This window comes from Streptomyces sp. SA15, assembly GCF_002291145.1.
GTDB lineage: Bacteria > Actinomycetota > Actinomycetes > Streptomycetales > Streptomycetaceae > Streptomyces.
This window is the reverse complement of record NZ_NTGE01000035.1, coordinates 81,636-95,745: the sequence shown is the minus strand read 5'-3', so window position 1 is coordinate 95,745 and position 14,110 is coordinate 81,636. Positions and strand designations below refer to the sequence as shown.

Here is a 14,110-nt window from a genome sequence, read left to right as displayed (position 1 = left end):
ATCCCGTCTGGCGGGAGCGGTCGGCGCCCCAGGCGGACGCGGGGGCTCGGGCCGGCTGCCGTGCTGGGCGTCGGCGGACGCGCCGGGCTTGCCGGGTCCGTCGGCCGGGTCCTCGTCGAAGAAGTGCGGGCCCGTCTCCTCGACCGGGGCCGCGGTCCGGCCGGGCTGGGCGCCGGGCGGCGGGGCGAGCGGTTCGCCGTCCGCCGGTGCCGGACGGCTGGTGCCCGGAACCCAGGAGGCACCGTTCCAGTACCGGACATATCCAGGAATGGACGGGTCCGGGTAATACCCTTCGCGGGGCCTGTCGTCACCGGGGGCCGGGGTTGGGGCGCTCATGTCCGTCGTCCGGTATCTGCTCGGGGGTCAAATGAGGGCCTCCACATCTATCAGACCGGCGCAACAACCACCGCCAGTCCCGCGGGACCCACCCCTTTCCGGGCAACCTCGTCCACGTACTTCTCACGTTCTGGAACGTCTCCGGAAGCTCTCCAAAAGCTCTCTGGAACCTCTCCGCAACGCCTCTCGCAGCGGCCGCCGAAAAAACTTCCGAGAACCCGCGTAATGCTTCCGTCCCCGCCCCCTCTCCACTCGTACGGGCCCACCGCGGACCCGGGCGAGAGACACGAGAGAGGAACGCACGCCATGCACTGCACCGTTGTCGAGCGCGAACTGGAGCTCAGACTCGTCCTGTCGCCGGAACGCAGCATCCAGGTCCCGGCCCGGCTCGGCTACCGATCCGACGATCCGTTCGCCGTCCACATCACCTTCCACATCAACTCCGACCACCCCGTGCACTGGACGTTCTCCCGCGACCTCCTGGTGGAGGGGGTGTTCCGGCCGTGCGGGCACGGGGACGTACGGGTGTGGCCGAGCAAGGTGGAGGGCCGCAGCGTCGTCCTGATGGCGCTGACTTCGCCTGAGGGTGACGCCCTGCTCGAGGCCCCCGCCGCCCAGGTGTCCGCCTGGCTGGAGCGGACGCTGCGGGTGGTGCCCCCGGGGACCGAGGGCGAGCAGCTCGGTATCGACGACGCGCTCGACGAGCTGCTCGCCCGGTGACCGGGACGGGACGCGGGCTGTGACACAGGCTCTCAGAACAGCTTGCCCGGGTTCAGGATGCCCAGCGGGTCGAAGGCCGCCTTGATCGCCCGCTGCATCTCCACGCCGACCGGGCCGATCTCGCGGGCCAGCCACTCCTTCTTCAGGACGCCCACGCCGTGTTCGCCGGTGATCGTGCCGCCGAGTTCCAGGCCGAGGGCCATGATCTCGTCGAAGGACTCCCGGGCGCGCCGGGACTCGTCGGGGTCCGCCGCGTCGAAGCAGACCGTCGGGTGGGTGTTGCCGTCGCCGGCGTGGGCGACGACGCCGATGGTGAGCTGGTGCTTCTCGGCGATCCGCTCGGTCCCTTCGAGCAGCTCGCCGAGCCTGGAGCGGGGCACGCACACGTCGTCGATCATCGTCGTGCCCTTGACCGCCTCCAGGGCGGTGAGCGACAGCCGCCGTGCCTTCAGGAGCAGTTCGGACTCGGCCGCGTCGTCGGCCGGGACGACCTGGGTGGCGCCGGCGGCCTCGCACAGCGCGCCGAGGGCGGCGAGGTCGGCGGCCGGGTCGGCGGTGTCGAAGGCCGCCAACAACAGGGCTTCCGTGCTCTCCGGGAGTCCCATGTGGGCCAGGTCGTTGACCGCTTTCACCGTCGTACGGTCCATCAGTTCGAGGAGGGACGGCACGTGTCCGCCCGCCATGATCCGGCACACGGCGTCGCAGGCGGCGGCCCCGGACGCGAACTCGGCCGCCAGCACCAGCTGCTCGGGCGGCTGCGGCTTGAGGGCCAGGATCGCGCGCACGACGATGCCGAGCGAGCCCTCGGAGCCGACGAACAGGCGGGTCAGGTCGTATCCGGCGACACCCTTCGCCGTACGGCGGCCGGTGGACATGAGCCGCCCGTCGGCGAGGACGACGTCCAGGCCGAGGACGTACTCGGCCGTCACCCCGTACTTCACGCAGCACAGGCCGCCGGAGGCGGTGCCGATGTTGCCGCCGATGGTGCACATCTCCCAGCTGGAGGGGTCGGGAGGGTAGTAGAGGCCGTGTTCGTTGACCGCGCGGGACAGGGCGGCGTTGATGACGCCGGGTTCGACGACGGCGATGCGGTCGACCGGGTTGATCTCGAGGATCCGGTCCATCTTCGTCAGGGACAGCACGATGCAGCCGTCGGAGGCGTTGGCCGCGCCCGACAGGCCCGTGCGGGCGCCCTGCGGGACGACCGGGACGCGCAGTTCGGTGGCGGTGCGCATGACGTGCTGGACCTCTTCGACCGTGCGCGGGAGAACGACCACGGCGGGGGCGCCGGCCGGGCAGAAGCTGGCCATGTCGTTGGCGTAGGAGGCCGTGATGTCCGGGTCGGTGAGGACGGCTTCGGCGGGCAGACCGCCCAGCAGCCGGTCGAGGAGGTTGCCGGGCGCTGCCGCGTCTTTGTCGGGAGGCGCTTCGATACGGCTCATGATCACAGGTTCGCACTCCACGGCCATCGGTGTGAACCCTGTGTACGGCAGCCGCCGTATGCCCGGGCGCGGTCGTCGTACTGACGCACAGTGAGCGCCATGGAGAACCAAGCGGAGGAGCGGCCCTCACGTATCGGTCCACGTATCAGTCGGCGGGTGATGATCGCCTCGGTCGCCGGGTGTGTGGTGCTCGGCGGGGTTGTGGTGCTGTTGCCCTGGGAGGGGACGCCGACGCGGGCGCCCGCACCGGCGCCGGGGGCGCAGGCCCGTGCGGCGGTCGCCGCCGGGGCGCCGGCCGCGCTGCCCGATCTGGCGGTGCTGATCGGCGAGCGCGAGAGCCATCTGCGGGCGCATCCCAAGGACGCCCGGTCGTGGGCGGTGCTCGGGGCGGCCTACGTGGAGCAGGGGCGGCGGACCGCGGACGCCGCGTACTACCCGAGGGCCGAGAAGACGCTGCGGACCTCGCTGAAGGTGCGGGCGAAGGGGAACGCGGAGGCGCTGGAGGGCCTGGCGGCCCTGGCGAACGCGCGGCGGGACTTCCGGGCGGCGCGGAGGTGGGCGGAGGCCGCGCGGAAGCTGGAACCGAAGCGGTGGACGACGTACCCGCAGCTGATCGACGCCTACACCGGCCTCGGCGACCACGAGGCGGCCCACGGCGCCCTCGACCAGCTCATGAAGCTGCGCTCCGGGCCGGCCGTGATGGCGCGGGCGGCGGCCGTCTACCGCGACCAGGGCCGGCGTGAGGACGCGGCCGCCCAGCTCGCCGACGCGGCGGCCGGGGCCGAGGCGCCGGCGGAGCGGGCGGCGTATCTGGAGCGGGCAGGGCAGCTGGCTTGGGAGCGCGGGGACCGGGAGGCCGCGCTGCGGCACTTCCAGGAGGCCGTACGGATCGACCCCGACCAGCGGGCCGCGCAGGCCGGGCAGGGGCGGGCGCTGGCGGCGCTGGGGCGGACGACGGAGGCGCTGAACGCCTACCGGGCGGCTCTCACCAAGCAGCCGTATCCTCAATACGCCCTGGAGCTGGGCGAGTTGTACGAGTCGCTGGGGCTGGATCAGGCCGCACGGGTGCAGTACGACCTGGTGCGGGAGCGGGTGCGCAGGGCCGCCGCGGGCGGGGCGGACGAGGAACTGGTGCTCGGGCAGTTCGAGGCGGACCACGGTGATCCGCGGGCGGCGGTACGGCGGCTGCGGGCCGAGTGGGCCCGTCAGCCGGGCATCGCGGTGGCCGACGCGCTGGGGTGGGCACTGCACCGGGCCGGCCGGCCCGAGGAGGCGCTGCGGTTCGCCACGACGGCGACGGACGAGACGAAGGGGGGCGCGGTGCGCAGCGCGCTGTACTCGTATCACCGGGGCATGATCGAGCGGCGGTTGAAGCGGTACGGGTCGGCCCGCAGGCATCTCGAGGAGGCGCTGCGGATCAACCCGTACTTCTCTCCGGTGGGGGCGCGGGTGGCTCGGGCGGTGTTGACGGAGCTCGGGGAGCCGTCGCTGGAGGACGTGCCCGAGAGCTGACCTGGCGCGGCGGGCTGCTACAGGTTGCCGCGCTTGGCCTGTTCGCGCTCGATCGCCTCGAACAGCGCCTTGAAGTTGCCCTTGCCGAAGCCCATGGAGCCGTGCCGTTCGATGAGTTCGAAGAACACGGTCGGCCGGTCCTGGACCGGCTTGGTGAAGATCTGCAGCAGGTAGCCGTCCTCGTCGCGGTCGGCGAGGACCTTCAGCTCGCGCAGGGTCCCGACGGGGACGCGGGTGTCGCCGACCCACTCGCCGAGGGTGTCGTAGTACGAGTCGGGGGTGTCCAGGAACTGGACGCCGGCCGCCCGCATCGTCCGTACCGTCTCGACGATGTCGCCTGTGTTGAGCGCGATGTGCTGGACGCCCGCGCCGCCGTAGAACTCCAGGTACTCGTCGATCTGGGACTTCTTCTTGGCGAGTGCGGGCTCGTTGATCGGGAACTTGACCTTGAGGGTGCCGTCGGCGACGACCTTCGACATCAGCGCGCTGTACTCGGTGGCGATGTCGTCGCCCACGAACTCCTTCATGTTCGTGAAGCCCATGACCTTGTTGTAGAAGCCGACCCACTCGTTCATCCGGCCGAGCTCGACGTTGCCGACGCAGTGGTCGATGGCCTGGAAGGTGCGGTGGGCGGGCGGTTCGACGAGGGGCGCGGCTGTGACGTATCCGGGCAGGTACGGGCCGTCGTAGCCGGTCCGTTCGACGAGGGTGTGGCGGGTCTCGCCGTACGTGGCGATCGCGGCGAGGACGACGGTGCCGTGCTCGTCCTTCAGTTCGTACGGCTCGGCGATCGAGCGGGCGCCGTGTTCGACCGCGTAGGCGTACGCGGCACGCGCGTCCGGGACCTCGATGGCGAGGTCGATGACGCCGTCGCCGTGCTCGGCCACGTGCTGGGCGAGGAAGTGGCCCCAGGGGGTGGCGGGCTTGATGACGGAGGTGAGGACGAAGCGGGCGGAGCCGTTCTCCAGGACGTAGCTCGCGGTCTCGCGGCTGCCGGTCTCCGGTCCGCGGTAGGCGACCAGCCGCATGCCGAAGGCGGTGGAGTAGTAGTGCGCCGCCTGCTTGGCGTTGCCCACGGCGAAGACGACCGCGTCCATTCCCTTGACCGGGAAGGGATCGGCCTGCCGGGCGGTGTCGGGAGTGTGGTGTGTGGTCTGCGTCATAACGGCAGCCTCGCGCCGCCTCGCAAGGTGCGCAATAGTTTGGTTGTTCGCTGGGCAATGTGACCAGCCAGGTGCCCGCATCGGCGGGCTCTGTGTACAGGATGACCAGTGCTGGGAGGGCCTCTGTGGGGATCGACGGGCTGGACGGGCGGATCATCGTGCTGCTGGCGCGGGAGCCGCGGATCGGCGTGCTGGAGATGTCCCGGCGGCTGGGGGTCGCCCGGGGGACCGTGCAGGCGCGCCTGGACCGGCTTACGTCGAATGGAGTCATCCGCGGATTCGGGCCGGACGTGGACCCGGCGGCGCTCGGCTACCCGGTCAGCGCGTTCGCGACGCTGCAGATCCGGCAGGGGCAAGGGGCGGACGTACGGGCCCACTTGGCGACCGTGCCGGAGGTACTGGAGCTGCACACCACGACGGGCACCGGGGACATGCTGTGCCGCCTGGTGGCCCGCTCGAACGCCGATCTCCAGCGGGTCATCGACCTGGTTGTCGGTTTTGATGGAATCGTCCGGGCCTCCACGGCGATCGTCATGGAGACCGCCGTTCCGCTGCGGGTCATTCCGCTGGTGGAGGAAGCGGCGGAGAACCGGGGACCGACACCGGCGCCTGGGGGTGAGCGGATGTGAACTTCTGGGAGTACCTCGGCAACCGCCACGAACAGCTGCTGACGGACGCCTACCAGCACGCGAGCGCCGTCTTCCAGTGCATGGTCGTGGCAACGCTGATCGGGGTGCTGATCGGCGTCGTCACGTATCGGAGCGAGTGGGCGGACAACCTCGCGACCACGGCCACCTCGACCGTCCTGACCATTCCGTCGCTCGCCCTGATCGGTCTGCTCATCCCGATCGTGGGCCTGGGCGTGCCGCCCACGGTGATCGCGCTGACGCTGTACGGGCTGCTGCCGATCGTGCGCAACGCGATCGTCGGGCTGCGCGGGGTCGACCCCTCGCTGGTGGAGGCGGCCCGGGGCATCGGCATGTCCCGGCTCGCGCGTCTGGCGCGGGTCGAGCTGCCGCTGGCCTGGCCGCCGATCCTGACCGGCATCCGGGTCTCGACGCAGATGCTGATGGGCATCGCGGCGATCGCGGCCTTCGCTTCCGGGCCCGGCCTGGGCAACGTGATCTTCCGCGGCCTCGGCTCCCTCGGCAGCAAGAACGCGCTCAACCAGGTGCTCGCGGGCACGCTCGGGATCATCGTCCTGGCCCTGCTGTTCGACGCCGCGTACGTCCTGATCGGACGGCTGACCATTCCTAGGGGGATCCGTGCCTGAGTCGAGTCTTGCCGGATCGAGCGTTGCCGGATCGAGTGTTGCCGGATCACGCGTTGCCGGATCACGCGTTTCCGGATCACGCGTTTCCGGATCACGCGTTGCGGGCGCCACCATTGAGCTGGAGCACCTGACCAAGCAGTATCCCGGCAATCCGTTGCCGTCCGTCGACAACGTCAACATGGAGATCAAGGCGGGCGAGATCGTCGTCTTCGTCGGCCCGTCCGGGTGCGGTAAGTCGACGACGCTCAAGATGATCAACAGGCTGATCGAGCCGACCGGCGGACGCATCCGTATCAACGGCGAGGACGTCACCGACATCGACCCGGTGAAGCTGCGCCGCAAGGTCGGGTACGCGATCCAGGCCTCCGGCCTCTTCCCGCACATGACGGTCGCCCAGAACATCGCGCTCGTACCGAAGATGATCGGCTGGCCGAAGGCGCGGATCCGTGACCGTGTCGAGGAGATGCTCGACCTGGTCGGACTGGACCCCGGCGAGTTCCACGGCCGCTACCCGCGCCAGCTCTCCGGCGGCCAGCAGCAGCGGGTGGGCGTGGCGCGGGCGCTCGCCGCCGATCCGCCGGTGCTGTTGATGGACGAGCCGTTCGGCGCGGTCGACCCGATCACCCGGGACCATCTGCAGGACGAGTTGATCAGGTTGCAGCACGAGTTGCACAAGACGATCGTCTTCGTCACGCACGACTTCGACGAGGCGATCAAGCTGGGCGACCGGATCGCGGTGCTTCGCGAGCGGTCGCACATCGCCCAGTTCGACACTCCGGAGGCGATCCTCACCAACCCGGCGGACGACTTCGTATCCGGTTTCGTGGGCGCGGGGGCCGCTCTGAAGCGGCTGAACCTGACCCGCGTACGGGACGTGGAGATCACCGACTACCCGACGGTGACCATCGACGACCCGCTCCAGGAGATCTTCAGCAAGCTCCGCTCCAGCGGCACGACGAACGAGATCCTGCTGCTCGACAGGCGCGGTCGGCCCTACAAGTGGCTCAGGCGCGGCGACCTGATGCGTGCCAAGGGCTCGCTGGCCCGGGCGGGGACGCTGGTGAGCGACACGGTGACCAGGGACGCGACCCTGCGGGACGCCCTGGAGGCGGTGCTCACCGACAGTTCGGGGCGGGTGGCGGTCACCGGGCGGCGCGGCGAGTACACGGGCGTCGTGGACGTGGAGACGCTGATGAACTCCGTGCACGAGCTGATGGAGGCGGACCGGCTGGAGGCGATCGAGGCCCAGCACGAGCTGGAGCAGACGCGGGCCCCGCAGACGCACGCCGAGCAGGAGGGCCACGGAGGGGAGCCGAAGGCGTGACCGGTCCGGAGCTGGACGAGCCGCGGGAGGAGTCGGCGCCGCCGGGGCCGCCCGGTCTTCCGCGCAGACACGTCGGCTGGCAGAAGCTGACCTTCCTGCCCGCCGTGCTGGTGGCGGTGCTGCTGGCGACCTGGCTGTGGTTCCGGCAGGCCGACCTCGACTCGATCTCCGAGAGCGCGCTGTCGAACGGGCAGGTGTCGAAGGCACTGTGGCAACACATCGAGCTGACGGTGATCTCCACGTTCTTCGTGCTGATCATCGCGATCCCGCTGGGGATTCTGCTGACCCGGCGGGCGTTCCGGAAGGCGACCCCCGTGGCGACGGCGGTCGCCAGCATGGGTCAGGCGACGCCGGCGATCGGTCTCCTCGCCCTGCTGGTGATCTGGCTGGGCATCGGCCGGAAGGCGGCCCTGATCGGCATCATCAGCTACGCCGTGCTCCCGGTCCTGTCGAACACGATCGCGGGCCTGAAGGCGAACGACCCGACGCTGCTGGAGGCGGCCCGCGGCATCGGCATGTCGCCGATGGGGGTGCTGGGCCGGGTGGAACTGCCGCTGGCGGTTCCGCTGATCCTGGCGGGCGTCCGTACGGCTCTCGTCCTGAACGTCGGTACGGCGACCCTGGCGACCTTCGGCGGGGGCGGCGGGCTGGGCGTCCTGATCACGACCGGCATCACCAACCAGCGGATGCCGGTGCTGATGCTGGGCTCGATCCTCACGGTCGTACTCGCGCTGCTGGTGGACTGGCTGGCGTCGCTGGCCGAGCTGCTGTTGCGGCCCCGGGGGCTGGAGGTGGGGACGTGACTGCTGTTGCGGCTGCGGGGCTGGAGGTGGGGACGTGAGGAGGGCACGCCTGTTCCTGGCCGGCTTTCTGGCCGGTGGGTCGCTGCTCGCTTCCGGCTGCGGCCTGACCAGCGGCTCGCCGATGGTCGACGACGTGAGCCCGGGCTCGATCGGCCGGGGCGAGCCGCTCAAGGGCGCGGACCTGACGGTGACGTCGAAGGAGTTCACCGAGCAGCTCATCCTCGGCGCGATCATGGGCATCGCCTTCGAGGCGGCCGGCGCGGACGTGCTCGACCGCACGGGCATCCAGGGCTCCATCGGGGGGCGGGAGGCGGTCAGGTCCGGTGACGCCGACGGCATGTACGAGTACACGGGCACCGCCTGGATCAACTACCTGGGCAACAGCGAGCCGATCACCGGGCCGCGGCAGCAGTGGCAGGCGGTACGCGACGCCGACCTGAAGAACGGCCTGACCTGGCTGCGGCCGGCCCCGCTCAACAACACCTACGCGCTGGCCATGAACCAGTCCCGCTTCAAGAGGTACGGCACGAGGACGTTGTCGGACGTGGCCGCCCTGTCCAAGTCCGACCCCGCAGCGGTGACGCTCTGCGTGGAGAGCCAGTTCGCCAACCGGGAGGACGGGTTGCCCGGCATGCAGAAGGCGTACGGGATGAGCGTCCCGGCGTCTCGGATCACGCAGATGGACACGGGGATCATCTACACGCAGGCCGCGAAGGGCAGTTGCACGTACGGGGAGGTCTTCACCACCGACGGCCGTATCAAGTCCATGAACCTGACGGTGATGGAGGACGACAGGAAGTTCTTCCCGAACTACAACGCGGCGCCGGAGATCAACACCAAGACCCTGAAGAAGTGGCCGGCGATCGCGGATGTCCTCGACCCGGTCACCAGGAAGCTGGACAACACGGTGGCGCGGACGCTGAACGCCAAGGTGGACGTGGACGGGGAGGATCCGCATCAGGTGGCGCTGGACTGGTTGACGGAGGAGGGGTTCGTGAAGGAGGGGTGAGGGGGCGGCGGGACGCCGTACGGACACTTCCGGCCGCCTTCAGCAGCTCGGTACCGAGCCCTTCCCGCTCTCCAGGGCCGTCAGCGCATTGACCGCGCTCTTCAGTGTGGTCACCGGAATCAGTCGTAGGCCCTTCGGCAGTTCTGCCTTCGCGTCGGAACACTCCGCCTTGGGCACCAGGAAAACGGTCGCCCCGTCCCTTTTGGCGGCCTGCGTCTTCAGGGCCACTCCCCCGACCGGGCCGACGGTGCCGTCCGCGGTGATCGTGCCGGTACCGGCGATGGTGCGGCCGCCCGTGAGGTCGCCGCCGCGGCCGTCGCCGTTCAGCTTGTCGATGATGCCGAGGGTGAACAGGAGCCCCGCGCTGGGACCGCCGACGTCCGCGAGCCTCAGCGTGACCTCGACGTCCTGGTCACCGAGGTCCAGGTGGTTCAGCGCGGCCCGGGTCGCCGCGTCCTGGGACTTCCTCATCTCCTCGGTGTTGTGCCGCTCGATCTCCTTGACGTTCTGCCCGCTCGGGTACACCGCGTCACGCGGCATGACCGCCTGGTCGGTGCGGAACCAGCTGTCGATCACCTCACCGAGCGAGACGTGCGCGTCCGGGTTCGTCGCCTCGATGGTCGTCATCCGCAACTGCCCGCTCGTGTCACGCGTCGGGGCACCGGAGATGGTGATCACCGGCGCACCCTTGTTCTCGCCGAGCACGTCCGCCGTCATACCGGGCTGCGTCAACGAGAACGGCAGCGGCGCGAACACCGCGGTGGCGATCAGACCCACGACGGGCAGACCACAGGCGGCGACGGCTTGGGGACGCGTGAGACGAGAGAGCACGGAATCAATCTAACGTGGGGGTGGCATCAGGCCAGGTGGCAGGTTGCCTTCGCGGGCGGGAAAGGCCGCGCCGTCCCGCCGCAAGCGCCCGTCCGGCCCGCCGTACGACCTCAGCGCAAAGCCTCCGCCACCTCCCGAGCCGCGTCCACCACCCGCGGCCCCACTCGCTCCGGCACCGCGTCGGCCAACATCACGACCCCGACACTGCCCTCGACCCCGGTCACCCCCAGCAACGGCGCCGCCGCCCCACTCGCCCCCGCCTCCAACTCCCCGTGCGTCAGCGTGTACCCCGGCTCCACAAGACCCTGCTGCCGCGCCGCCAGGATCGCCCGTCCCGCGGCCCCCTGGTCCAGCGGATGCCGGAACCCGGCCCGATAAGCCACGTGGTAGTCCGTCCACGTCGGCTCGACCACGGCCACGGCCAGCGCCTCCGCGCCGTCCACCAACGTCAGATGAGCCGTCGCCCCGATGTCCTCGGCCAGCGACCGCAAGGCGGGCAGCGCGGCCTCACGTACCAGCGGATGCACCTGGCGGCCCAGCCGCAGCACGCCGAGCCCGACCCGGGCACGCCCGCCCAGGTCACGGCGTACGAGAGCGTGCTGTTCGAGTGTGGCGAGCAACCGGTATACGACGGTCCGGTTCACGCCCAGTTTGTTGGATAGCTCGGTGACGGTCAGCCCGTGGTCCGTATCGGCCAGCAGCTTGAGGACACGCAGTCCTCGGTCGAGCGTCTGAGAGGTCTCCGCGGTCACGACGCCCACTCCTCCAAGTGGTGAGGTCGGCGGCCCCCTCGCGGCGGATGCGCCACCGAGTCCCGTCGGCGACGCGCTTCAGAGGCCGCCGATCGGCCGGCGGCCCGGCCTGTTGCCGGACCGCGTCGCTTCACGGCTGCGCTCCGCGGCGGCGCTGCCACGGGGCGTGTGCGTAGCGGGACAGTAGCGAAGGCGGTTCGCTGAGCGGAAGGCTCCGTCCAGAATCCGGGCACTGACCGGTACGGACCGCTCCGGTTTGCCCTGATACGTACGGCGCGAGGAGCGCCCCGAGAGGCGCGGAGCGCCTTAAGGGGCGCGGGGCTGTGTCGATATGCGGCTCCGCCGCGTGGGCGCGACCAGTCACAGGCGGCCCGCAGCCGGAGCACGAAAGGTGCCCCCTAAAAACGGCTCAGGCACAGCGCCCAGCGTCACCGCATCCGGGTGGCCCACTCCTGCACCTTGGCGATCCGCTGCCGCAGCTGCCCGGCCGTGGCCTCGGCGCTCGGCGGGCCGCCGCACACGCGCCGCAGCTCGGTGTGGATGACCCCGTGCGGCTTGCCGCTCTGATGGACGTACGCACCGACCATCGTGTTGAGCTGCTTCCTGAGCTCCATCATCTCCTTGTGCGAGACGACCGGCCGCCGCTCGGCGGGCAGCTCCAGCAGGTCGGCCTCCTCGGCCGGCTTCTTCCGGCTGTGCGCGATCTGCCGGGCCTGCCGCTTCTGCAGCAGCAGCTGCACCTGATCGGGTTCGAGAAGCCCCGGAATCCCGAGGTAGTCCTGCTCCTCTTCACTCCCCGGATGGGCCTGCATGCCGAACTCGGCGCCGTCGTACAGCACCCGGTCGAAGACGGCCTCGGACTCCAGCGCCTCGAAGGCGAACTGCTCCTGCTCGCCGGTGTCCTCGTCCTGCTCCTTGTTCGCCTCCTCCATCTCCTTCTCGGACTCGGCGTACGGGTCCTCCTCGCCGTCCTTCTTCGGCTTGTCGAGGGCGTGGTCGCGCTCGACCTCCATCTCGTTGGCGAAGGTGAGCAGGTCCGGGACGGTCGGCAGGAAGACGGAGGCGGTCTCGCCGCGCCGCCGGGACCGTACGAAACGCCCGACGGCCTGGGCGAAGAAGAGGGGGGTGGAAATGGTGGTGGCGTAGACCCCGACCGCGAGCCGAGGCACGTCGACACCCTCGGACACCATCCGCACGGCGACCATCCACCGGTCGTTGCTGTCGCTGAACTCGTCGATCCGCGCGGACGCGCCGGCGTCGTCGGACAGCACGAGGGTCGCCTTGCTACCGGTGATCTCACGGATGAGCTTGGCGTAGGCCCGAGCGGAGTCCTGATCGGAGGCGATGACGAGCGCACCGGCGTCCGGGATGGCCTTCCTCACCTCGGTCAGCCGCTGGTCGGCGGCGCGCAGCACGCTGGGCATCCACTCACCGCGCGGATCGAGCGCGGTCCGCCACGCCTGCGAGACGGCGTCCTTGGTCATGGGTTCGCCGAGCCGGGCGGCGATCTCGTCACCGGCCTTGGTCCGCCACCGCATGTTGCCGCTGTAGGAGAGGAAGATGACCGGCCGGACGACGCCGTCGGACAGGGCGGACCCGTATCCGTACGTGTAGTCGGCGGCGGACCGCCGGATCCCGTCGTTCCCTTCCTCGTACGTCACGAAGGGGATGGGGTTCGTGTCGGACCGGAAGGGCGTTCCGGTGAGCGCGAGGCGCCGCGTCGCCGGCTCGAAGGCCTCGAGGCAGGCCTCGCCCCACGACTTGGAGTCACCGGCGTGGTGGATCTCGTCGAGGATGACGAGGGTCTTGCGCTGCTCGACGCGGTTGCGGTGCAGCATGGGCCTGACGCCCACACCCGCGTACGTGACCGCGACCCCCTGGTAATCCTTGCCGAGCGGCCCCGCGCTGTACTCGGGGTCCAGCTTGATCCCTATCCGCGCGGCCGCCTCGGCCCACTGCTTCTTCAGGTGCTCGGTCGGGGCGACGACGGTGACCTGCTGCACGACATGGTGGTGCAGCAGCCAGGACGCCAGCGTCAGCGCGAAGGTCGTCTTCCCGGCGCCGGGCGTGGCGACGGCGAGAAAGTCACGCGGCTGCTCCTGGACGTACTTCTCCATCGCACCTTGCTGCCAGGCACGCAGCTTGCTGGCGGTGCCCCAGGGGGCGCGGCCGGGAAAGGCGGGAGAGAGGTGATGGGAGGAGGCGGCGGTGGTAGTCACGGTCTCCAGATCGGGGGTCGGGCGGCTCGGCTGGGTATGGCAACCGGGCCACCCTACCGGCGGCCCGACCGCGTCAACACGCGGACGGTGCCGGATCGTCCGTGGGTGGGACTCACGTCACATCGGCTGTTCGGCCAGACTCCGCAGGTCCTCGGAGATGGCCTTGACCTCGTCCATGGCGCCCGTGGCCACGGCGATGACCAGGCGTTCGGCAGCGTCGATGTCGGGGCGCAGCTGCACGTCATTCAGCGCCAGGAAGACGTCACAGGACGTCCACGCCGCGCGCTGGTTCCCGTCGACGAAGGGGCGGTTGATCGCAAGTGACTGCAGAAGCGCCGCCGCCTTGTCGAACAGGTCGGTGTACGCCTCCTGCCCGAACATCGAGGCGGAGGGGCGGTGCACGGCCGACGCCAGCAAGCCGACGTCGCGAACGACGACGTCCTGGTCATCGACGGCAAGCTGGGCGATGGCCAGGACGTCCTCGGCCGACAAATAGAGGTACGTCACTTGAGCCGCTCCAGCAGCTCGGCCCACTTGGCGGTCTGCTCCTTGGCGGCCTTACGGACCAGCGCCTCGTGAGCCGTCCTGGCCAGGTAGTCGTCCACGGCCTTCAGCAATATGGCGTGCATGCTGGTGCCCTCCTGCTCGGCGCGCAGCTTCAGGGCTTCCGTCTGGTCGTCGCGGAGACGCAGGTTCATAGCCATACCAGAATGGTACCACCCCTTG

Annotated in this window: 14 protein-coding genes and 1 pseudogene; 7 read left to right on the top strand and 8 right to left on the bottom strand. The window is 70.2% G+C overall.

What is annotated here, in order from left to right; genetic code table 11:
- Positions 1 to 336 (bottom strand): annotated as a pseudogene (locus CLM62_RS05630) (DUF2510 domain-containing protein); the annotation flags it as partial.
- A gap of 306 nt (positions 337 to 642) precedes the next feature.
- Here CLM62_RS05630 and CLM62_RS05625 point away from each other — a divergent pair.
- On the top strand, positions 643 to 1,056 hold the full coding sequence (locus CLM62_RS05625) for an SsgA family sporulation/cell division regulator (protein ID WP_095748743.1): 414 nt from the start codon (positions 643 to 645) through the stop codon (positions 1,054 to 1,056).
- A 32-nt stretch (positions 1,057 to 1,088) separates the two neighbouring features.
- Here the strand turns inward: CLM62_RS05625 and CLM62_RS05620 are convergent, their stop codons facing one another.
- Positions 1,089 to 2,504 (bottom strand): FAD-binding oxidoreductase, encoded by a 1,416-nt coding sequence (locus CLM62_RS05620; protein WP_095748742.1) that lies wholly within the window; start codon positions 2,502 to 2,504, stop codon positions 1,089 to 1,091.
- 93 nt (positions 2,505 to 2,597) lie between these two features.
- Here CLM62_RS05620 and CLM62_RS05615 point away from each other — a divergent pair, with 93 nt between their 5' ends.
- The gene (locus CLM62_RS05615) at positions 2,598 to 4,010 is read left to right on the top strand and encodes a lipopolysaccharide assembly protein LapB (protein ID WP_095748741.1); all 1,413 of its coding nucleotides are present in this window, start codon (positions 2,598 to 2,600) and stop codon (positions 4,008 to 4,010) included.
- Positions 4,011 to 4,027: 17 nt separating this feature from the next.
- Here the strand turns inward: CLM62_RS05615 and hppD are convergent, their stop codons facing one another.
- Positions 4,028 to 5,173, bottom strand: coding sequence for a 4-hydroxyphenylpyruvate dioxygenase (gene hppD, locus CLM62_RS05610; RefSeq protein WP_095748740.1), 1,146 nt, complete (start codon positions 5,171 to 5,173; stop codon positions 4,028 to 4,030).
- Between the two features lie 125 nt (positions 5,174 to 5,298).
- On the opposite strand from hppD, the gene CLM62_RS05605 reads away from it, so the two are divergent.
- The 5 genes from CLM62_RS05605 to CLM62_RS05585 all read left to right on the top strand — a co-directional run bounded on the left by CLM62_RS05605 (position 5,299) and on the right by CLM62_RS05585 (position 9,582).
- On the top strand, positions 5,299 to 5,802 hold the full coding sequence (locus CLM62_RS05605) for an Lrp/AsnC family transcriptional regulator (RefSeq protein WP_179381953.1): 504 nt from the start codon (positions 5,299 to 5,301) through the stop codon (positions 5,800 to 5,802).
- Positions 5,799 to 6,446, top strand: coding sequence for an ABC transporter permease (locus CLM62_RS05600; protein WP_095748739.1), 648 nt, complete (start codon positions 5,799 to 5,801; stop codon positions 6,444 to 6,446). The genes CLM62_RS05605 and CLM62_RS05600 overlap by 4 nt, the downstream gene beginning before the upstream one ends.
- 112 nt (positions 6,447 to 6,558) lie before the next feature.
- On the top strand, positions 6,559 to 7,770 hold the full coding sequence (locus tag CLM62_RS05595; protein WP_095748749.1) for an ABC transporter ATP-binding protein: 1,212 nt from the start codon (positions 6,559 to 6,561) through the stop codon (positions 7,768 to 7,770).
- Positions 7,767 to 8,573, top strand: coding sequence for an ABC transporter permease (locus CLM62_RS05590; protein WP_095748738.1), 807 nt, complete (start codon positions 7,767 to 7,769; stop codon positions 8,571 to 8,573). The genes CLM62_RS05595 and CLM62_RS05590 overlap by 4 nt, the downstream gene beginning before the upstream one ends.
- A 34-nt stretch (positions 8,574 to 8,607) precedes the next feature.
- Positions 8,608 to 9,582 carry a glycine betaine ABC transporter substrate-binding protein gene (locus CLM62_RS05585; RefSeq protein WP_257003680.1) on the top strand — a complete coding sequence of 325 codons (975 nt, stop codon included), beginning with the start codon at positions 8,608 to 8,610 and terminating at the stop codon, positions 9,580 to 9,582.
- A gap of 39 nt (positions 9,583 to 9,621) precedes the next feature.
- Here CLM62_RS05585 and CLM62_RS05580 read toward each other — a convergent pair whose 3' ends face one another.
- The 5 genes from CLM62_RS05580 to CLM62_RS05560 form a co-directional block, all read right to left on the bottom strand.
- Positions 9,622 to 10,413 (bottom strand): S16 family serine protease, encoded by a 792-nt coding sequence (locus CLM62_RS05580; protein ID WP_095748737.1) that lies wholly within the window; start codon positions 10,411 to 10,413, stop codon positions 9,622 to 9,624.
- A 110-nt stretch (positions 10,414 to 10,523) separates the two neighbouring features.
- Positions 10,524 to 11,165 carry an IclR family transcriptional regulator gene (locus CLM62_RS05575; protein ID WP_095748736.1) on the bottom strand — a complete coding sequence of 214 codons (642 nt, stop codon included), beginning with the start codon at positions 11,163 to 11,165 and terminating at the stop codon, positions 10,524 to 10,526.
- Positions 11,166 to 11,593: 428 nt separating this feature from the next.
- Positions 11,594 to 13,384 carry a DEAD/DEAH box helicase gene (locus CLM62_RS05570; protein WP_095748735.1) on the bottom strand — a complete coding sequence of 597 codons (1,791 nt, stop codon included), beginning with the start codon at positions 13,382 to 13,384 and terminating at the stop codon, positions 11,594 to 11,596.
- A gap of 117 nt (positions 13,385 to 13,501) precedes the next feature.
- Positions 13,502 to 13,891 carry a type II toxin-antitoxin system death-on-curing family toxin gene (locus CLM62_RS05565; RefSeq protein WP_095748734.1) on the bottom strand — a complete coding sequence of 130 codons (390 nt, stop codon included), beginning with the start codon at positions 13,889 to 13,891 and terminating at the stop codon, positions 13,502 to 13,504.
- Positions 13,888 to 14,088 carry a CopG family transcriptional regulator gene (locus CLM62_RS05560; RefSeq protein ID WP_095748733.1) on the bottom strand — a complete coding sequence of 67 codons (201 nt, stop codon included), beginning with the start codon at positions 14,086 to 14,088 and terminating at the stop codon, positions 13,888 to 13,890. Before CLM62_RS05560 ends, CLM62_RS05565 begins: the two co-directional genes overlap by 4 nt.
- Between the last annotated feature and the right edge of the window lie 22 nt (positions 14,089 to 14,110).

Excerpts from the sequence above, each read along its gene's own strand:
- CLM62_RS05625 (WP_095748743.1), top strand. The coding sequence starts at position 643 with ATGCACTGCACCGTTGTCGAGCGCGAACTGGAGCTCAGACTCGTCCTG.
- CLM62_RS05615 (WP_095748741.1), top strand. The coding sequence starts at position 2,598 with ATGGAGAACCAAGCGGAGGAGCGGCCCTCACGTATCGGTCCACGTATC.
- hppD (WP_095748740.1), bottom strand. The coding sequence starts at position 5,173 with ATGACGCAGACCACACACCACACTCCCGACACCGCCCGGCAGGCCGAT.
- CLM62_RS05560 (WP_095748733.1), bottom strand. The coding sequence starts at position 14,088 with ATGGCTATGAACCTGCGTCTCCGCGACGACCAGACGGAAGCCCTGAAG.